Raw genomic sequence first — 21122 nt, forward strand, 5'->3', positions numbered from 1 at the left:
AACAAAGCCGTTCGCTGCGGCGCTGCCGGCCAGCGTTGGCCGAACATGAGTATCTTTGCCTTTCCGTGCGTCGGCCGTGCTCGCCCGAGCGTTAGCGGGCGAACCACGCGTGCTACTTCAGGCCCGGTGCCTTGACTGACTGGAAGGACTCGCCTGTGTCGGCCAAGCGTTGCACGAGGGGTGCAACGTCGTAGTAGCCGTGCTCGTTGCCAAGGCGCTCGCCGAGTGCGCGTAGGCGCGCACTCACGTGCTTGGCGCCCAGGGTGTCGCCGTGGAACATCGGACCGCCGCGCCAGGCGGGAAATCCGTAGCCGTTCACGTAGATGATGTCGATATCGACCGATCGCAGGGCGATGCCGTCGTCGAGAACGCGGGCCCCTTCGTTGATCAGTGCGAGTAGGCAGCGTTCAACGATCTCCTCGGCGTCGATCGATCGACGGGTGATGCCAAGATCTCCAGCGGTCTGCGCGATCAGGGCATCCACCTGCGGGTCCGGGAGCGCCCTGTAGGGGGCCTCGGGCTCGTAGCGGTAAAAGCCGGCGCCGGATTTCTGCCCGAGGCGCTCGCGGGAGACCAGCGCTCCCTCCAGTACGAAGAAGCCTGGGTCGGCCGGTCTTTCCGGGAGATGCTGGTGAATACGATAGCCGACGTCGATACCCGCAAGGTCGCTCACCTTACACGGCCCAAGGGCACAGCCGAAGGTCTCCATTGCCGCATCGATCTGACTTGGAGATGCACCCTCGAGCAGCAGCTGGTTCATCTCCCGCAGGTACGGGTCCACCATGCGGTTGCCGATGAACCCACGGCAGACACCGGAGACTACGCTGACCTTGCGCAAGCGCTTGCCGAGTTTTAGTGCGGTGGCGAGCACCTCGTTGTCGGTCTTAGCCCCGCGCACGATCTCCAGCAGGCGCATTGCGTTGGCAGGGCTGAAGAAGTGCAGGCCAAGCACGTCGCTAGGGCGCGAGGTCACCGCGGCGATCTCATCCACGTCCAGCGTTGAGGTGTTGGTGGCGAGGATTGCACCGTCGCGGCAGATCCCGTCGAGGCGACGGAAAATATCCTGCTTTAGGGACATGTCCTCGAAGACCGCCTCGATCACCAGGTCCACATCGCCCAGGGCGGCGAGGTCACGCTCGCCCCGTAGCTGGCGAGTGCGCTGCTCGGCCACCGCCTCGGGAATTCGCCCCTTCGTCACGGCCCTTTCGTAGTGCGCTTGAATGGCGTCGAAGGCCTTGGTAAGTGGTGCCCAATCTCGCTCCACCATGCAGACCTCGACGCCCGCATCCAGAAGGCAAATGGCGATCCCAGTGCCCATGGTGCCGCCACCTATCACTGCCGCTTGGCGGATCTCGCGCACGGATGTCTCCCGATCGACGCCGGGCACCCGGGCTACTTCGCGCTCGCCGAAGAATACGTGTCGCAGGGCCGCGGACTGGGGTGACGCGAGCGCTTGCTGGAATAGGTCCCGCTCGACGGCGACGCCCTCGTCGAAGGCCGCCCGTGTGCCGCCTGTGCCGTGCTCAAGGAGGGTGGCCACTGCCTGCACAGCGAAGGCCGGCGCCGTCTGGCCAGGCGCCTCCCGCTCGAGCCGTTCGCGGGCAGCATCGAGCACGGCTGGCGCCTGATCGAGGGCGGGTACCGCGACTTCGCTCAGGCGCCGTGGGGGTTGGTCGCTGTGGGCGGCGGCGAAGGCGATGGCAGCGGCGACCGGTCCGTCTTCTCCTGCTTCGAGTGGCACCACCGCGTCGAGCAGGCCGAGCTCGACCGCCCGTTCGGCGCGAATAGGCTTGCCCGTGACAATCATGCCGAGCGCGTCGCTCACCCCCATCAGGCGCGGTGCCCGCTGTGTGCCCTGAGCACCGGGGATCAGGCCGAGGTTGACCTCGGGGAAACCGAGGCGCGCCCCTGCGACCGCCACCCGAAAGTGGCAGCCGAGCGCAACTTCCAAGCCCCCGCCCAGGGCATTGCCATGAATTGCCGCCACGATGGGCAAGCGTGAGGCTTCGAGCGCATCGACAACCTCTGGCAGGCCAGGCGGTTCCCAGGGCTTGCCGAACTCGCGGATGTCGGCGCCCGCCATAAAGGTACGCCCGTCGCAAGCGAGCACCAGCATCTGCGCTTCGGCTCGTTTGGCTGCCTCCTCTACGGCGGCCACCAGGCCCAGGCGTACAGCGTGGGAGATGGCGTTCACCGGGGGGTTAGCCACGCGAATCAAGCCGATCTGAAGGCTCGGCCACTCCAAGCGTACGACATCGTTCACGGGTCCAGACTCCTGCATTGCCAACAGCTTCGGGAAGGACGGGATTATCGCGGAAAACGGGGCCGTTGACCGCCCTGTGTCAAGCCTTGACCGGCCGCAGACCGCCCCCCTATCGTCGCCTGTCCTGCGTGCGGCCCTCGCGAGCGCCATGACCCAAGACGCCATCCTCGTCCGCGGCGCCCGTCAGAACAATCTGAAGGGTGTCGATATCGATCTGCCCCTGGGCCAGCTTATCGTCATCACCGGCGTGAGCGGCTCGGGCAAGTCTTCGCTCGCCTTCGATACGGTGTACTCCGAAGGGCAGCGACGCTACGTAGAGACCTTCTCGCCTTACGCGCGCCAGTTCCTCGATCGCATGGATAAGCCGCGCGCCGAGCGGATCGAGGGTATCCCGCCGGCCATCGCTATCGATCAGACCAACCCCGTGCGGACCTCGCGCTCCACCGTGGGCACGATGACCGAACTCAATGACCATCTAAAGCTGCTTTTCGCGCGGATGGCGGAGCTTTACTGCGAGGGCTGCGGCCGGCCGGTGCGCAAGGACGATCCCGTGCAGGCGGCCGGCGAGTTGATCGACACGCACGGCGAGGTGCGAGCCATCGTCGGCTTCTACGTGCGCGTGCCGGAGAACTTCACCCAGGAGGAGGTGGAAGCCCTGCTCAAGGCCCAGGGCTACACGCGCTACGCCGCGGTGAGCGATGGGCGCCTGGAGGTAATTCAGGATCGACTGCGCTTGCGGACCGACAATCGGGGACGCCTGGTGGAAGCCCTCGAGGCCGCGCTACGTCGGGGTAGCCGCCGGGCCTTCGTGCGCTTACTGGACGAGCACGGCGAGGCCGCGGACACGGCGCACTTCTCCGATCAGTTTCACTGCGCTCACTGCGATATCGACTACGAGACACCCGTTCCCAACACCTTCTCTTTCAATTCACCGATCGGGGCCTGCGATAGCTGCCGCGGCTTCGGTCGCACGATGGGGATCGACTACGCCCTAGTGGTCCCCAACGAGTCGCTGTCCCTCGCCGAGGGCGCGATCAAGCCGTGGACGAGCAAGAGCTACCGCGAGTGTCAGCGTGATCTTGCCAAGCACGCTAAGCGCGTCGGCATCGATATGCACACGCCCTGGTGCGATCTCACGGACGCCGAGCGCGCGTGGGTGTTGGAGGGCGATGGCGACTGGGATGGTGGCCACTGGTACGGCGTGCGTCGCTTCTTCGATTGGCTCGAGGGCCGCGCCTACCGCATGCACGTGCGGGTGATGCTGTCGCGCTACCGCAGCTACGACACCTGCGAGTCTTGCGGCGGCGCCCGCTTGAAGCGCCCAGCGCTCGCCTGGCGCTTGGGTACGCAAGAGCAAGCCGATGCGGTGCTGCCGCCCGCTCAGCGCTTTCAGCCCGTGGCCACCGACGACCTCGATCTGCCGCTCCTGCCACGCGACCAGCGCGAGAAGCTGCCCGGGCTGTGTGTGCACGACCTGATGCAGCTCAGCCTTGATGACCTCGGCACGTTTTTCGACGCCATAGCGATCGAAGCCGACGAGGCGATGGAGTTGCTCTACGAGGAGATCCGCTCGCGCTTGAGGTTCTTGAGCGACGTGGGTCTCGGTTACCTGAGCCTCGATCGCCAGTCGCGAACCTTGAGTGGTGGGGAGGTACAGCGAATAAACCTGACGACGGCCCTAGGCACCTCGCTGGTCAATGCCCTGTTCGTTCTCGACGAGCCAAGCATAGGGTTGCACGCCCGCGACGTCGACCGTCTGGTCCGTGTGCTGCATCGCCTGCGTGACGCAGGCAACACCTTGCTCGTCGTCGAGCACGACCCCGACGTGATTCGCGCCGCAGACCGCGTGGTCGACATTGGCCCCGGGCCCGGCGAGCGAGGCGGTACGGTGGTCTTCGAAGGCACGCCCACGCAGCTCCTGCGCTCTACGCGCAGCGCCACGGCACCGCACCTGCGCGGCGAGCCGCCAGACCTTACGCCCTATGCACCGATACTGCGCCAGGAGGATCTTGGCGATCTGCGCGTCTTCGGCGCGCGCGAGCACAACCTGCGCAACATTGACGTGAGCTTGCCGCTCGGACGCCTCGTTTGCGTGACTGGGGTAAGCGGCAGCGGCAAATCGACCCTGATTCACGATGTGCTCTACCGCGCCCTGTCCAAGCACTTCGGGCGGGCTACGGAGCTACCCGGCAGCCATGAGCGTGTTGAGGGCGCCGCGCAGCTGCGCGATGTGGTGCTCGTGGATCAATCGCCGATCGGCAAGACCACGCGCTCGAATCCCGCCAGCTACGTAGGCGCCTTCGACGGCATCCGCAAGCTCTTCGCCGCCACCCCGCTGGCGCAGGCACGCGGCTACACGGCCGGCGCCTTTAGCTTCAACGCGGGCGACGGCCGTTGTCCCGACTGCGGAGGCACCGGCTTCGAACACGTGGAGATGCAGTTCCTGAGCGACGTGTACTTACGCTGCGCCACCTGCGATGGCAAGCGCTATCGCGAAGATGTGCTCGAGGTGCGCTGGTCGCGGGACGATGGAAACGATGCCTCCTGGAGCATCTCTGACGTCCTCGAGCTGACGGTGGAAGACGCCCTCGCCGTGTTCTCCGACCAGGCGGAAGTGCAGCGCGCCCTGGCGCCGCTGGTGGATGTAGGCCTTGGTTACGTTCGCCTCGGTCAGCCCGTACCGACGCTCAGTGGGGGTGAGGCACAGCGCTTGAAGTTGGCGGGTCATCTCGCCGAGGCGGCCAAACGTCGCCGTTCGCGTAAGCGTGACGAAGACCATGGACTCAGCACGCTCTATCTCTTCGACGAACCGACGACAGGCCTTCACTTCGAGGATGTGAGCGTGCTCTTGCGCGCCTTCGCGGCGTTGGTGGAGGACGGCGGTTCGCTGGTGGTCATCGAACACAACCTGGACGTGATCGACGCGGCGGATTGGTTGATCGATTTGGGACCGGAAGGTGGCACAGCCGGTGGCGAGGTGGTGTTCGCGGGTACGCCAGCCGCCATTCGCAAGGCGCGCGCCTCCCACACCGGGAAGTCCCTGCGCAACGCCGATGCTGCTGTGCGTGCTGCCGCCAAGGCGAAGCGTTCCCCAGCTGCTGCAAAGCAAGCACCCGCTCGGATAAGGCGTTCCAAGGCTATCGGCATTCGAAACGCCCGTGAGCACAACTTGAAGGGTGTCGACGTCGAGGTGCCGCGTGATCGCTTCACGGTGATCACCGGCGTGAGTGGCAGCGGCAAGAGCACCGTCGCCTTCGACATCCTGTTCGGTGAGGGCCAGCGCCGCTACCTAGAGTCGCTGAACGCCTACGCGCGCCAATTCGTGCAACCCTCGACACGGCCGGATGTGGATGCAATTCACGGTATTCCGCCGACGGTCGCCATCGAACAACGCACCAGCCGCGGTGGCTTTAAGAGCACGGTGGCCACTATGACCGAGCTTTACCATTTCCTGCGCGTGCTGTTCGTCAAGCTGGGCACGGCCTACTGCCCGGACTGCGATATTCCGATCGAGCCACAAACGCTGGAGGCGGTGCTCGGCCAGGTGCTCTCGCGCTACCGCGGGCAAGAGGTAAGCGTGCTCGCGCCCCTAGTCGTTGCACGTAAGGGGTACTACACGGACCTCGCCAAGTGGGCCTCGGGTCGCGGTTACGAGCACCTGCGCGTCGACGGCGTGCTCACCCCAACCGACGACTGGCCCCGGCTCAAACGCTTCCAGGAGCATGACATCGACCTTCCCGTGCGACAGCTCAGGGTGAAGGTGAGCGATCGTGACGCGCTGCGTGAAGCCCTTCGCGAGGCGATGGAGCACGGCGGCGGTTTGGCACGCATCGCGCCGGTGCAAAAGTCCTGCTGTGCGGGAGAGCCGGGCGCTACGGGAAGGAAGAAGCGGAAGAAAAAGGCGAACCGGTCCGATGCGAACCGCGACGACGAGGTGCTCTACTCCACTCGCCGCGCCTGCTCCGGTTGCGGTAAGAGCTTCCCGGAGCTCGATCCCCGCTTGTTCTCCTACAACTCGCGCCACGGGTGGTGCGAGAGCTGCTTCGGTACCGGGCAGATCTTGCGCGATATGGACGAGGACGTGAGCGGCGAAGAGGGCAGTTGGGTCACGGAAGCGGCGGTCAACGATGGCGAGCCCGAAGTGTGTCCGAGCTGCAATGGCAAGCGCCTGCGCCGCGAAGCGCTTAGCGTGCGCTTCCGCGATCACTCAATCGCCGATCTCACCGAGATGTCCGTAGCCGCGGCCCGTACGTTCTTCGACCGCCTCAGGCTGAGCGGTCGAGACGAGGAGATCGCCCGCGACGTGCTAGCGGAGCTGCGAGCGCGTCTGGACTTCATGCAGCAGGTGGGGCTCGGTTACCTCGCCCTCGATCGTCCAGCACCTACCTTGAGCGGCGGTGAGGCCCAGCGCCTGCGCCTCGCCTCGCAGCTCGGCTCCAATCTGCGCGGCGTGTGCTACATCCTCGATGAGCCCACGATCGGCCTTCATGCGCGCGACAATGCGATGCTCCTCGACACGCTGCAGCAGCTCCAACGCAAGGGCAACACGGTGGTGGTGGTGGAGCACGACGAAGACACGATACGCGCTGCCGACCATGTCATCGACCTTGGCCCTGGCGCGGGCTCGCGCGGCGGTGAGCTGGTGGCTCAGGGAACGCCGAAGCAGGTGGCGCGCGCCAAGCGCTCGGTGACGGGGCAGCTCCTGGCCAAGCCCCTCGTGCACCCGCTGATGGCGCGGCGGCCAAGGGCGGAGCATTCTCTGCGCATCGCCGGCGCGCGCCTGAACAACCTTCGCAACGTCAGCGTTGAGCTACCCCTGCAGCGTCTGGTCTGTGTGAGCGGTGTGAGCGGCAGTGGCAAGAGCAGCCTCGTGCGCGGCGTGCTGTACCGGAACCTTACGAATCTCATCGCTGGGACGGGCAAGCCCAAACGCAAGGCGCCGGTCCTGTTCGGTTGCGGATCCTTTGAAGGCGCGGAGCACATCGATCGCGTGCTCGAGGTGGACCAGACGCCGATCGGCAAGACACCGCGCTCCTGCCCGGCCACCTACGTGGGCATCTTCGACTACATCCGTCGCCTCTTCGCGGACACGCCCGAAGCGCGTATCCGCGGCTACACGCCGAGCCGCTTCTCCTTCAACACGCGCGGCGGGCGCTGCGAGGCCTGCGAGGGGCAGGGCGTACGCAAGGTGGAGATGAACTTCCTGCCGGATGTGGAAGTACGCTGCGAGCGCTGCGACGGGGCGCGCTACAACAGCGAGACCCTGGCCGTGCGCTACCGCGATCGGAGCATCGCCGATGTGCTGGCGATGAGCATTGATGAGGCGGCGCCCTTTTTCGAGTCTCATCCGAAGCTCTTCAAGACCCTCAGCTTGCTGCAGGACGTAGGACTTGGGTATCTCACCCTTGGCCAGCGTAGCCCCACCTTAAGCGGCGGTGAGGCGCAGCGCATAAAGCTGGTGACGGAGTTGGCCAAGGCGCCGAGCATCGAGCAGCTCGAGTTGGCGCGTGCTGCACCCGGCGGTCACGCGCGCCGCTCCTTGCCGCGCACGCTCTACGTGCTCGATGAACCCACCGTGGGTCTTCACATGGCGGATGTGGAGAAGTTGATCCGCGTGCTCCATCGCCTGGTGGATGCGGGCAACACGGTGATCGTGATCGAGCACAACTTAGATGTGATCGCCGAGGCTGACTGGGTGATCGATCTTGGCCCCGAAGGCGGGGAAGGGGGCGGGCGCATCGTGTCCCGCGGCACGCCGGAGGCGGTGGCGGCGCGCAAGCGTGCCTCACTCACGGGTGCTGCCCTGCGCGGGTTTTTGAGCGAACGGGGCGGCGCTTGAGCGATCTATTCCTCTACCTATCGTCCGTGCTGATTTGGGGCTCGACCTGGTTCGCCATCGAGTTTCAGCTCGGCGAGGTAAGCCCAGCGGTGTCGCTGGTCTACCGCTACGTGCTGGCAGCGGCCGTGCTCTTCGCCTGGTGCTGGTGGCGTGGCCTGCCGATGCGCTTCGGTTGGCGCGCCCATCGGGTGTTTCTGCTTCTCGGTCTGCTCCTGTTCGGCCTCAACTACGCGGCGGCTTACCAGGCGCAGTTCCACATCAGCTCTGCCCTGAACGCCATCCTGTTCTCCATGCTCCTGTGGGTGAACATCATCAACTCGCGTCTCATCTTCGGTACCCACATCGAGGGGCGCGTGTGGCTGGGGGCAGTCTTGGGCCTGGCGGGGATCGTCGTATTGTTCTGGCCGGAGCTTGCTACCACGGGGTTCAGCGGCAGCGTGATGATCGGGGTGATGTACTCGTTGGTGGGCGCTACGATTGCGTCCTTCGGCAATATGGCCGCGCAGTGGGGCTCCAGGCAGTCGCTGCCGGTGGTGCAGAGCAATGCCTGGGGTATGGCCTACGGCGCCTTGGGGCAGCTCCTGTTCGCCCTAGCACGCGGCGATGCATTCACCTTCGATTCGTCTCCTGCCTACGTGATCTCCCTCGTGTACCTTGCGGTCTTCGGTTCGGTGATCGCCTTCGGCACCTACCTGACCCTGCTGGGACGCATCGGGGCTCACCGGGCTGGGTACGTGGTCGTGATGTTCCCGATTGTCGCGCTGATCCTCTCGGCCCTGTTCGAGGGCCTCGCCGTGACGCCATGGCTGCTTGCCGGCGTGTCCTTGGCGCTCCTCGGCAACGTGGTGATCCTACGGCGGCCGGCGTCTGCGCCGGGCGCTGATGTCGCCACCGCTGTGCAGGGGCGCAAGTCGTGAGCGAGTTCCCCCTGGAGCAAGTCCGTCGTGACACGCGAGGCCTCGAGCACAGCTGCCACTTCAATAACGCTGGCGCCTCGCTCATGCCCGCGCCCGTGGTCGATCGCCTGACGGATTGGTTGCGCGACGAAGAGCTGCGGGGCGGCTACGAGGTGGAGGCCGCGCGGCGTGATGAGCTCGAGGACTTCTACCGTGCCGCCGCTGAGCTGCTCAACTGCCAGGCGCACGAGGTGGCCTATGTTGAAAACGCCACCCGCGCCTGGAACATGGCCTTCTACGGTCTTGCATTGGGCGCGGGCGATACGGTGCTCACGCCCCTTAGCGAGTACGGCTCAAACGTCATCGCCCTGCGACACCAGGCCGCGCGACGCGGCTTTACGGTGGAGTTCATGGCGGATGACGAGGCCGGCGTCGTCGACCTCGAGTGGTTGGCGCAACGGCTCGGCGATCGTTCCCGGCCGGTCGGACTGATCGCCCTTAGCCACGTGCCGACGGGCAACGGGTTGGTCAATCCGGCGGCAGCGGTGGGCGCCCTGGCGCGGGCCCACGAGGTGCCCTACCTCCTCGATGCCTGCCAATCCCTTGGCCAAATGCCCGTGGACGTGCAGGCCCTGGGCTGCGACATGCTCTCCGGCACCGGTCGCAAATACCTGCGCGGCCCGCGCGGCACGGGGCTGCTCTACGTGCGCCGTGAGTTTCTCGATCGGTTGGATCCGCCCTTCCTCGACCAGCACGCGGCCGAGTTGAATTCGGCCGAGCGCTTCACCATGCGCGACGACGCCCGACGCTTCGAGTGCTGGGAGCGCTACTGCGCCGGCCAGGCGGCGCTCGCCGTGGCCCTACGCTATGCCTCAGATCTCGGCCTCGCCTCGATCTACGCCCGGGTGCAGTACCTGGCGGAAACGCTGCGCGGTGCTCTCGGGGGTGTGCCCGGTGTCGAGGTGGTGGATGGCGGCCACGAGCGCTGCGGCATCGTCACCTTTACGGTGGCGGGGCGCGAGGCGGAGGCACTCAAGGCCGGGCTGGGCAAGCGAGGCGTGAACGTGTCCGTGGCGAGTGGCTCCGGCAACCTCGTATGGTTCGAGCAGCGCGGACTCACGGCGGTGGTGCGTGCGTCCGTGCATTATTTCAACACGCCCTCGGAGATCGATCGCCTGATCGCCTCGCTGCTTCCGCTGTGTTGATCGTCTCGAGCTAGAAGTTCGTTGAGGCCGCTTCCCCCAGAAGCCGGTTTCTTCTCCTCATGGGAGGCCTGCCGCGCACGTTGCCACGCTGCGCCCAGGAACGAAATCCCCTGCACGTGTCGCGATGAACGCCCAACGCAGGACACTAGCGGCGTTGATTGCTGAAACGCTCGTCGATCAAACATAACCGCCGCAATAGCTGCCGCCACCCCAAGACTGCCGTCGTTGTTCGCGTATAAACGACCGTTCGTCGCCTCATTGCTACATCTCGGCTATAGACTGGAACCCACGAGGATCGGACGCGGCCTTGCCAGCGAATAGAAGGCAGCCGCAAAAACACACAGAGGACATGGACGTGCGTACCAGACCAGCATCCGGCGCCAGACCGGACGACTCCACGACGGACTCGAACTCAGCTTTTGCGCTGCGCCACCTCGCCAGCGTGCTGCTCGCCGCCACGCTGCTCAGCGCCGGGGGCGCCTACGCCCACGAAGAGGATGTGGACGAAGAGGTGATCGTCACCGGCCGCTCCACTAGCCTCATCGGCGTCGCCACCTCGGCTTCCCAGGGCTTTATCGGACAGGACGATCTCGCCGCGAGGCCCACCCTGCGCGTGGGCGAGCTGCTCGAGGCGATCCCCGGCGCCGCCGTGACCCAGCACTCGGGGCCCGGCAAGGCTAATCAGTACTTCCTGCGCGGCTTCAACCTCGATCACGGCACAGACTTCGCCGGTTTTGTCGACGGCGTGCCCCTGAACCTGCCGACCCACGGCCATGGCCAGGGTTACCTCGACTTGAACCCGATCATTCCCGAGCTCGTGAAGACGGTCGACTTCGGCAAGGGCCCCTACTACGCCGACATCGGCGACTTTTCCTCCGCCGGTTACGCTCGCTACACGCTCCAGGACTCCCTGGCCTCGCCTGTCATCGAGGCCACTTTGGGCGAATTCGGCTTCTACCGCACGGTCCTCGCCGGGTCGAAGCAGTTCGCTGGCGACGCCAACATCCTCGCCGCCCTGGAGCTCCAGCAGTACGACGGCCCCTGGGAACTCGACAACGATGCCCAAAAGGTCAACGGCTTCGCCCGCATTTCCGGCCACGTCGGTGACACCTTTCTCTCTCTGTCCGCCTCTGCCTACGCGGCCGACTGGAACTCCACGGATCAGGTGCCTACCCGTGCCATCGAGCAAGGCCTAATTTCACCGCTAGGTAATATCGACCCGACGCTGGGCGGTGAGAGCGAGCGCTACAGCCTCAACTTTGAGTTTGCTGGCGATCCGGCCAACGGCGGAGGCTTCCGCGGCAACGCCTACGCCGTCGCCTCGGACTTCGAACTCTTTTCGAACTTCACCTACTTCCTCGACGATCCCGAGAACGGCGATCAGATCACCCAGCGCGATCGGCGCCTAATCGTGGGCGGTAGCTTCGAGTACGAGTTCACCAACCAACTCTTCGGCCGCGAATGGGTCACCCGCGTGGGCACGCAGCTGCGCCACGACGAGATCTACGACGTGGCCCTCCTGCGCAGCGTGGCACGCGACCCGTTCTCCACGGTGCGCGAGGACGAGGGCAGCCAGACCAATATCGGCGTCTACGCGGACACCACTATTGAGCTAACGCCCTGGATGCGCACCACCTTGGGCCTGCGCGCGAACCAGTATTGGTTCGATATCGACGAGAGCAACATCGCCGCCAATGTGGGCGACGAAAGCGATGGCCTGGTGCAGCCCAAGGCGACCCTGGTGTTCGGGCCTTTCCGCGACACGGAGATCTACCTGAACGCGGGCGAGGCCTTCCACAGCAACGACGCGCGCGGCACGGTCACCCGAATCGACCCCGCCAGCGGCGAACCCGCCGATCCCGTCACTCCGTTGGTGCAGTCGCGTGGCGCCGAGGTGGGTGTTCGCACGGCGGCCATCCCCGGCCTCCAATCGACCCTCGCCGTCTGGTGGCTGGAGTTGGACTCGGAGCTGCTGTTCGTCGGCGATGCGGGCACCACGGAGCCGAGCGGCTCCTCGCGCCGGGTGGGCGTAGAGTGGAGCAACTTTTACCGCATCAACCGGTTCCTCACCTTCGATGCGGACATCGCCTTCACGGACTCGGAGTTCGACAACGGCGATGAGATCCCGGGCTCCGTCGGTCGGGTGATCACCAGCGGCTTCAGCTTCGACCTGCCGAGCGGCCCCTTCGGCGGCGTCTATTTCCGCCACTTCGGCGATAGCCCCCTGACCGAAGACGGCAGCGTGATGGCCGACTCCACCTCCGTGGTGAACCTGCGTGCCGGCTACCGTCGCGAGCGCTTCGAAGTGGCGGTCGATGCCTTCAACCTGTTCGACTCCAACGACCCGGACATCTCCTACTTCTTCGCTTCTTGCCTACCGACGGACCCGCAGGCGGTCTGCGGCGCTGGCAGCAGCGGTGAAGGTGTAGAAGACGTGCACATCCATCCGGTGGAGCCGCGCCAGCTAAGGGCAACGTTCACTCTGCGATTCTAGGGAAGGCTCTGGGTCAAGTTATGAAGACGAGAATAATAAGGAGCCAGGACCTCGCGGCGCTCGTCGCCGAGGTTGGACTGGACGAAATCATGGGTCGCATGATCGAGCGCTTGGCCCAGACCTGTCGCGAGTTCGACACGCAGCGCTTCCAGGTGCGCGTGCGCGACGGGTACACCTACGAGCAGCCCCGGGTTGGCCTGATCGAGTGGATGCCCGTGATGGAGGCGGGGCGTCGGGTCACCGTGAAGATGGTGGGCTACCACCCGCGCAACCCGAGCGCCTTCCAGGTGCCGACGATCCTCTCCACGGTCGGTGCCTACGACACGGATACGGGCCATCTCATCGGGCTGAGCGACGCTACCTTCCTCACCGCCGTGCGCACGGCGGCCGCCTCGGCGGTGGCCAGTCAGATCCTCGCGCGGCCGGACAGTCGCGTGCTGGGCATTGTGGGCGTCGGCGCTCAGGCGGTCTGTCACCTACACGCCCTGAGCCGCTGTTTCCCCCTGGAGCAGGTGCTGATCTACGACGTGGATGGCGCCGCGGTAGCGTCCTTCGCCAAGCGCGTGGCGGGCCTGTCACCGCGCGCCCTCGACATCGTCCCGGCCACGCCAGAGCAGATCGTGGCGCGCTCGGACATGCTCGTCACGGCCACCTCCGTGGCCGCCGGTGCGGGCCCCGTAGTCGACGATGGCAACTGCCAGCCCGGGCTGCACGTCAACGCCGTCGGCGCCGACTTCCCGGGCAAGACGGAGCTGCCGATTGCGCTGCTGCAGCGCGCACTCGTGTGCCCGGACTACGCGCCTCAGGCGATGAAGGAAGGGGAGTGCCAGCGCCTCGAGGCCGACCAGATCGGCCCCGACCTACTCGAGATCACCAAGCAGGCGGCTACCATGCAGGCCCATCAGGATCGCCTCACGGTGTTCGATTCCACCGGTTTCGCCCTCGAGGACCACGTGGCCCTGGAGCTAGCCCTAGAGTGGGCGGAGCAGTTCAACCTAGGCCTCGAGCTCGAACTCGAGTCGATCAGTGACGACCCCCTGAACCCGTATCAATTCGCCGAGGTAGACCAGGCGGTAGCCGCCGTGGTGAGCTGAGCGCTCGGTACTTAGGGAAGAGTTGAGAGCGAGAGACGATGGACTTCTCCGTAGACCCGCAGAGCCAAGAGCTCATCGACGCGGCGCGCGACTTCGCCAGCCGCGAACTCGGCGCAGACCTGGTGGCGCGCGACCACCGCGGCGCCAAGGACGAGAGCGACTGGCGCGGCGATTGGCACAAGTGCGCCGAGTTCGGCGTGCTCGGCCTAAACGTCCCCACGGAATATGGCGGCCGCGGCCTGAACACCGTCGATACGATCATGGTGCTTGAGGCGATCGGCTACGGGTGCCCGGACAATGGCCTAACGCTCGGCTTGAACGGCCAGATCTGGGCCGTGCAGGAGCCCATCCAGACCTTCGGCACGCCGCAGCAGAAGCAGCGCTACCTGCCGGGGCTCGCCAACGGTCAGCTCATCGGTGCCCACGGCATGACGGAGGAGGCCTCTGGCTCTAACGCTTTTGGCCTCAGCACGGTGGCTGAGCGAGACGGCGACGAGTACGTGCTCAACGGCCACAAGACCTACATCGGGCTCGGTCCCACCTGCGACCTAGCAATAGTATTCGCTACCACGGATCCGTCTCTCGGCCAGTGGGGGCTTTCGGCCTTCCTCGTCGAAGCGAGCACGGCGGGCTTCACGCGGGGAGAGCCCCAGCAGAAGATGGGCTTGCGCACCGCCCCGATGGGCGAGCTCACCCTAGAGAATTGTCGAGTGCCCGCGGACGCCATGCTCGGCCCCGCCGGTGCCGGGCAGAGCATTTTCCAGCACTCGATGGAATGGGAGCGGAGCTTCATCTTCGCGAGCCACGTCGGCTCCATGGCACGGCAGCTCGACGAGTGCGTCGCCTTTGCCCGCAAGCGCGAAGTGTTCGGTCAGCCGATCGCCAACTACCAGAGCATCTCCAACCGCCTGGCGGAAATGAAGCTACGTCTGGAGACTTCTCGCCTGCTGCTCTATCGCGCCGCGTGGTCGATGGACAACGGTGGCGCGTCGGCCGCCGAGGCCGCCTTGGCCAAGCTGCACATCTCGGAGGCCTTCGTCGCCTCGAGCCTGGACGCCATCCGCATCCACGGCGGTAAAGGGTATCTCTCCGAAGCGGGCGTGGAGCGCGACCTGCGCGATGCCGCCGGGGGGGTGATCTACTCCGGCACCTCGGACATCCAACGCCAGGTCATCGCGCGCCTGCTCGGCGTGTAGGGCGAGGCGAGGGCGAGCCATGCGCCACCTGCTCCATCGCCTGGTGGACGATGCGGCGGCTCGCGAGCCCTCGCGCGAAGCCGTGCGTTGCCGGGGTGAGGCCCTCACCTACGAAGTCCTCGTGCGCCAAGCGAACGGGCTCGCCCACGAGCTGGTGGCCCGCGGGGTGCGTCGTGGCGATCGCGTGGGCGTTCTTCTCGGCAAGGGCGTCGCGTGTGCCGTGGCCATCCACGCCATCATGAAGGCCGGCGCCGCTTACGTGCCCCTCGACCCCGGTGCCCCAGCCCTGCGGCACGCCTTCATCGTGGAGGACTGTGGCCTAGCGGTATTGATCAGTGAGCCGAAGCGTCGTCGCCAGCTCGCCCAGCTCAGCGAGGCGACTCAGACGCTTGCGCACGTGATCGGCGTGGAGCAAGAGGGCGGCGAAGGCCTCACCTGGGAGCAGATCGCCGCCGGCGCCCGCGAGCACGGCCCCGCCGTGCCGGTCACCGAGCAAGATCCCTGCTACATCCTCTACTCCTCCGGCTCGACGGGCACGCCCAAGGGCATCATGCACGCCCACCGCAGCGCTCTGGCTTGGGCGGAGGTGTCAGCGACCGAACACCAGCTGGTGTCGGAAGATCGCATCAGTAACTACGCCCCTCTGCACTTCGATCTCTCCACCCTCGACTACTTCGCTGGCGTCCTTGCCGCCTGCACCATGGTGATGGTGCCCGAGGAGCACGCGCGCATGCCCGCGAGCCTTGCGCAGCTGCTAGAGGAGGAGGCCCTAACCCTCTTCTACACGGTGCCCTTCGCCCTGATTCAGCTGGTGACCAGCCGGGCCCTCGAGGAGCGCCCCCTACCGGCCCTCACGCGCGTGCTCTTCGGCGGTGAGCCGATGACCATCAAGCACCTGCGTCGCCTGCAGCAGCTCCTGCCTCACGTCTCCTTCTGCAACGTGTACGGCCCGACGGAGGTGAATGGTTGTACCCGCTACTACGTGCCGCCGATCGAAGCGGACGATGCGCCGTCGCTGCCGATCGGCACGCCCTACGACAACGTAGAGGCGTTGGTCATCGACGCCGACGGCGGGACGGTCTCGCGGGGTGAGACGGGAGAGCTCGCGATCCGGGCCCCCACCATGATGCGCGGCTATTGGAATCGTGAGGACCTAATGGCGAAGGCCTATCACGACGTCTCACGCTATCCCGCTTGCTCCCCGGATCGCTTCTATCGCACCGGTGACATCGTGATCCGCCGTGACGATGGCAATTTCGACTTCCTCGGTCGGGCGGACCGCCTGATCAAGACCCGTGGCTGCCGCGTAGATCTGGATGAGATCGAAGCCACGTTGGCGACCTGCGAAGGGGTAGAGGAAGCGGCCGTGTTCCCGGTGACCGACGGCACCGGCACCTTGGCCGTGCACGCCTCGGCTCGTCAGGCATCAGGCGGGCAGCTCGAGGCAGCACCCCTGCAGCGCGCGCTCAAGGCGCGCCTGCCCGCCTATGCTATACCCGTAGCACTGACGGTCGTTGACGAGTTTCCCCGCACCACCTCGGGTAAGGTGGATCGACGTGCGCTACGCCAGCTGGCGGAAGCCCACAGCGACAACAACAACGCGCAGCCTGCTTGAGCCCCGGTCGAGCACAAGCGCGAGCACAGTGAACAGCATGCGACAGCAAGTAATCGACTTCATCAACGACGACCTCCTGGCGGACCAGGATGATGTGACCATCGGCGGCGACGATGAGCTGCTCGTCGACGGCTACCTCGACTCCCTCGGCGTCATGCGCCTGGTGAGCTTCATCGATAGCGAACTCGGCATGAGCGTGCCGCCGCAGCACATCACGATCGAGAACTTCCGCTCCGTAGACGTGCTCGTGGCCTACCTCCAGGCGCGTCAAGGCCAAGGAGCTGCGACGCAATGACCGTCGACACGTCGACCGGTGATGCGCTCACCGGCCGATGGATCGACGATATCGAGGCCGCCAGCAATCTCACCCGTAGCCAGTTCCTGATCTGGATGGGGCAGCAGGTAGAGCCCGCCTCGCCGCTCTACAACATGGTGTTCGCCTACCGCTTGCGCGGCGCCCTCGATGGCGATCGATTCGCTCGCGCGTTCGACGCTGTGCTTGGCGAGTGCGACGCCCTGCGCACCGTGCTGCGTGATGAGGACGGCATACCGCAGCAGGAGGTGCTTGGCCCAGACGAGTTGCCCTCGCTCAGGTCTATAGACTTCGCTTCCCTCGACGACGCCGAGGCGGCGTGCGAGCGTTGGATACACGAACGCGCCCGGGTGCCCTCTACCCTCTCGCGCTGTCTGTACGAGGCTGCGCTTCTGCGTATAAGCGAGACGCACCACGTGTGGTTCCTGAAGCTCCACCACCTGGTGAGCGATGCGTGGGCGTGCGCCCTGCTGTGCGAACGCATGACCGCTCACTACGAGGGTGAGGCGAACGCGGCGGAGGTTCCGGCCTACGCAGACTATGTTGCCCGTGAGCGCGACTCGCGCGATCGAAAGGCCCAGGCGGGCGCGCGACGCTATTGGGAGGCGCTGCTCGCCAAGCCCACCGACCGACAGCACTTCTACGGCAGCACTGGTGGCGTTGGCCGTAACTCGCGAACCCGTCGTTTGCGCTACCCCCTCGGGGCCGAGCGCTCGGCGGCCCTGCGGACGCTCGCGGCGACACCTGGCCTGCAGCTGCTGAACGAAGAGCTCAGCCTCTTTCGCCTCACGGCCACCGCCGTGCTGGCCCTGATGCAGCGGATCAGCGGGGCGCAGCGACTGTGCCTGGGTGTACCCATGCACAACCGACTCTCGACCCGCGATAAGCGCACGCCGGGCCTCTTTATGGAGGTCTATCCCCTGATCGTGGAGGTCGAGGGCGAGGAGACCTTCTCCGCCCTGGCGGCGAGCGTGGGGCAGGCTGTGATCGACACCTTGCGCCACGGCCTGCCGGGTACCAGCACCCCGGCCGGAAACAACGCCTACGACGTGTTGCTGAACTTCGTCACAGCACGCATGCAGGCCCCGCGCGGCTTGGGCGTGGAGACCGATTGGGTCCACGCTGGCGCGGGCGATGCTGCCCATAAGCTGCGCGTGCAGGTCCATGATTTCGACGGTAGCGGCGAGCTGTGCCTCGACCTGGATGCGAACGAAGGCGTGTTTTCGCCCGCCGCGCACGACCTGCTGCTGCAGCACTTCCTGGCGATCCTCGATGGCTTGCTGCGCGAGTTGGATCAGCCGATTCGCCGCTGCGATCTCTCCACCCGAGCGCAGCGCCAGCAGCAGCTGGTCACCTTCAACGACACGGCCCAGGTGGCGCTGGGCGAGGCAGGGGGCGTCGACGAGGCCTTCCGTGCGCAGGTGGCGCGGACGGCACGGGCCCCTGCCATGCGCTGCGGCAGTCAAACGTGGAGCTACGCGGAACTCGACCGGCGTGTGAATGATCTCGCTAGCTACCTGCAGTCCTACGGGCATGGTCCGGGTGCGGTGCTGGCCTTGGCGCTGCCACGATCCCCAGAGGCGGTCGTGGCGATGTTGGCAAGCCTGCGCGTGGGCGGCGCTTACCTGCCCCTCGATACGCGCCATCCCCCGGCCCGCATCGCGGCGATCCTAGACGATCTGACTAACTCGCCCCTGCGCTTGACGGGGGTGCTCGCGCCAAGCCACCTGCGGGGGCTGGCCCCATCGCGGTATCCGTACATCGATGGTGCGTTGGCGCCGGAGCATGCCGCCCCTGTGCAGCCCACGGGCACGCCGCGCGATCTTGCCTACCTCATCTACACCTCCGGCTCTACCGGCACGCCCAAGGGGGTGCAAATCTCCCGCGCAGCGCTCAGCAACTACCTCGTGTGGGCGCGCGGTCAGTATTGCGCAAGGGGCCCGCAGGACTTCGCCCTGCACACCTCACTCGCCGTGGATCTCACGGTGACGAGTATCTACACGCCGCTCTTGTGCGGCGGTTCCGTGGCCGTCTACCCAGATCAGGGCGAGAACGATCTACCGGTGCTGCGCGTGTTTGAAGAGGACGCGGTGGACGTGGTCAAACTCACGCCAGCGCACCTGGAGCTGATCCGTGAACTTGGTGGTAGGGCGGAGCGAATCCGCACCCTGATTCTCGGCGGCGAAGATCTGAAGACGGATCTTGCGCGCGCCGTTCTCGAGCAGTTCCCCGCCACGCTCGCCCTCTACAACGAATACGGCCCGACGGAAGCCACCGTCGGCTGCATGATCCACCGCTTCGATCCGCCGCGGGACACGGCGGCGTCCGTGCCCATCGGCCACCCGATCGCCAACACGCAGATCTACCTCCTCAGCCAGGAGTTAGACCCCGTGCCCACGGGCTTGCTCGGGGAGATCTGTATCAGCGGCGAGGGCATTGCTAATGGCTATTTGAACCGTTCAGTGCTGACGGCGGAGCGTTTCGTCGAAGTGGCGGCGCTCGACGGGGCTCGTGTGTACCGCACGGGTGACCTCGGGCGCTGGACCGTCGAGGGTCGCCTAGAGTACCTAGGTCGTGGTGATGCGCAGGTGAAGGTGCGCGGCGCCAGGATCGAACTGGCCGAAGTAGAGGCTGCCGCGGTGGCTCATCCACAGATCGGGCAGGCCGTGGCGGTGGTCGTCGATCGCGCAGCGCACAGTCCCGTGCGATTTTGTACACGCTGCGGGATGCCGTCGAACTACCCGGGGATCGTGTTCAATGACGCCGACGTTTGCAGCATGTGCGTGACATTCGAGCGCCACGCGGTCGAAGCGCAGGCCTACTTTCAGCCGCGCGCCGCGCTGGAGGACATCGCCCGCACGATGCGAGCCCAGCGCAAGGGCGAGTACGACTGCATCGTCTTGCTTTCCGGCGGCAAGGACAGCACCTATATGATCTATCAGGTTGCTGCCATGGGTCTCAAGGTGCTGGCGCTGACCCTGGACAATGGCTTTATTTCCGAAGGGGCGCTCGAGAACACGCGCCATGTGGCCAGGTCCCTGGGGGTGGATCAGGTGATGGCCAGCACCCCGCATATGAACGCGATCTTCGCGGACAGCCTGCGCCGCCACAGCAACGTCTGTCACGGTTGCTTCAAGACTATCTACACGCTTGCCATCAACGAAGCGCGCCAGCGCAACATCGCCTACATCGTGACGGGGCTCTCGCGCGGGCAGATATTCGAGACCCGACTCGATGAGATGTTCCGCCATCGCCAATTCGATGTAGCCCAGGTAGAGCAGGCCATCATCGACGCGCGCAAGGTCTACCACCGCATCGATGACGCTGTCGCCCAGCATTTAGATGTCACTGCCTTCGACGATGACAGTGTCTTCGAACACATTCAGTTCATCGACTTCTACCGCTATTGGGACGTGCCCCTCGATGAGGTGTACGCCTACCTCGAGACGCACACCCCCTGGCAGCGACCTGCGGACACGGGGCGTTCCACCAACTGCCTCATCAACGAGGCGGGGATCTACGTACACCGCAAGGAGCGTGGCTACCACAACTATGCGCTTCCCTACAGCTGGGATGTGCGCCTCGGGCACAAGACGCGCGAGGCGGCGCTGTACGAACTCGACGATGAGATCGACACGCGGCGTGTGCGCGAGATGCTGAGCGAGGTGGGCTATCGCGAGCCGCCGGCGCGCGATGAGGCTCGCTTAGCCCTCTACGTGACGGCGGCGGCAGAGCTCTCGAGCGATACCCTGAGAGAGCACCTCGCCACCCACCTCCCCGACGAGATGATGCCTGCCTATCTGGTGCCGCTGGAGAGCATGCCCCTGGCGCCCACCGGCAAGGTGGATCGCAAGGCCTTGCCGACGCCCTGGGAGTTCTCGGGCGAGGGTCGTGGTGCGGGAGGTTCCTTCGTCGCACCTAGTACGGACGTCGAGCAGCAGTTGGCGAGCGTGTGGTGTTCGCTCCTTGGCGTAGATCAGGTGGGCGTACAGGATGACTTCTTCGCCCTTGGCGGCGCCTCTTTGACCGCCATTCAAGCCCTGGCCCGTATCCGGGAGGCGTTTGCGGTCGAGCTGCCGTTGCAGAGCTTCTTCGCTGCGCCGACGCTCGGCGCCGTGGCGGCAGCGGTGGAGACGGCGTTGATCACCCAAATCGAGTCACTCTCGGACGAGGAGGTCGAGCGCCTCCTCGGTGAATCCTAGGCCGA

The 21122-nt window shown here is 65.8% G+C and carries 10 protein-coding genes; 9 read left to right on the forward strand and 1 reads right to left on the reverse strand.

The genetic code is table 11. The features are described 5' to 3' along the window. Positions 1 to 112: 112 nt before the first annotated feature. Positions 113 to 2263 (reverse strand): 3-hydroxyacyl-CoA dehydrogenase NAD-binding domain-containing protein, encoded by a 2151-nt coding sequence (locus tag AAGA68_11700; GenBank protein MEM9385717.1) that lies wholly within the window; start codon positions 2261 to 2263, stop codon positions 113 to 115. Positions 2264 to 2411: 148 nt separating this feature from the next. On the opposite strand from AAGA68_11700, the gene uvrA reads away from it, so the two are divergent. The 9 genes from uvrA to AAGA68_11745 all read left to right on the forward strand — a co-directional run bounded on the left by uvrA (position 2412) and on the right by AAGA68_11745 (position 21117). Next, the gene (uvrA, locus tag AAGA68_11705) at positions 2412 to 8102 is read left to right on the forward strand and encodes an excinuclease ABC subunit UvrA (protein MEM9385718.1); all 5691 of its coding nucleotides are present in this window, start codon (positions 2412 to 2414) and stop codon (positions 8100 to 8102) included. After that, positions 8099 to 9019: an EamA family transporter gene (locus tag AAGA68_11710; protein ID MEM9385719.1), complete on the forward strand. Its 921-nt coding sequence runs from the start codon at positions 8099 to 8101 to the stop codon at positions 9017 to 9019. The genes uvrA and AAGA68_11710 overlap by 4 nt, the downstream gene beginning before the upstream one ends. Then, entirely contained in the window at positions 9016 to 10203 is a 1188-nt protein-coding gene (locus tag AAGA68_11715; GenBank protein MEM9385720.1) for an aminotransferase class V-fold PLP-dependent enzyme, read from the forward strand. Before AAGA68_11710 ends, AAGA68_11715 begins: the two co-directional genes overlap by 4 nt. 355 nt (positions 10204 to 10558) lie before the next feature. Continuing rightward, complete coding sequence (locus tag AAGA68_11720; protein ID MEM9385721.1) at positions 10559 to 12697, forward strand: TonB-dependent receptor; 2139 nt, start codon at positions 10559 to 10561, stop codon at positions 12695 to 12697. Between the two features lie 20 nt (positions 12698 to 12717). Further along, positions 12718 to 13791: an ornithine cyclodeaminase family protein gene (locus AAGA68_11725; protein MEM9385722.1), complete on the forward strand. Its 1074-nt coding sequence runs from the start codon at positions 12718 to 12720 to the stop codon at positions 13789 to 13791. A gap of 38 nt (positions 13792 to 13829) precedes the next feature. Next, a complete protein-coding gene (locus AAGA68_11730; protein ID MEM9385723.1) occupies positions 13830 to 14987 on the forward strand; it encodes an acyl-CoA dehydrogenase family protein in 1158 nt (385 codons plus the stop codon). A gap of 19 nt (positions 14988 to 15006) precedes the next feature. Continuing rightward, a complete protein-coding gene (locus AAGA68_11735) occupies positions 15007 to 16602 on the forward strand; it encodes an amino acid adenylation domain-containing protein (protein MEM9385724.1) in 1596 nt (531 codons plus the stop codon). Between the two features lie 37 nt (positions 16603 to 16639). Continuing rightward, complete coding sequence (locus AAGA68_11740) at positions 16640 to 16897, forward strand: acyl carrier protein (protein ID MEM9385725.1); 258 nt, start codon at positions 16640 to 16642, stop codon at positions 16895 to 16897. Then, the gene (locus AAGA68_11745) at positions 16894 to 21117 is read left to right on the forward strand and encodes an amino acid adenylation domain-containing protein (protein MEM9385726.1); all 4224 of its coding nucleotides are present in this window, start codon (positions 16894 to 16896) and stop codon (positions 21115 to 21117) included. Before AAGA68_11740 ends, AAGA68_11745 begins: the two co-directional genes overlap by 4 nt. Positions 21118 to 21122: the final 5 nt, after the last annotated feature.

Source organism: Pseudomonadota bacterium (assembly GCA_039193195.1).
Classification (GTDB): Bacteria; Pseudomonadota; Gammaproteobacteria; order Steroidobacterales; family JBCBZW01; genus JBCBZW01.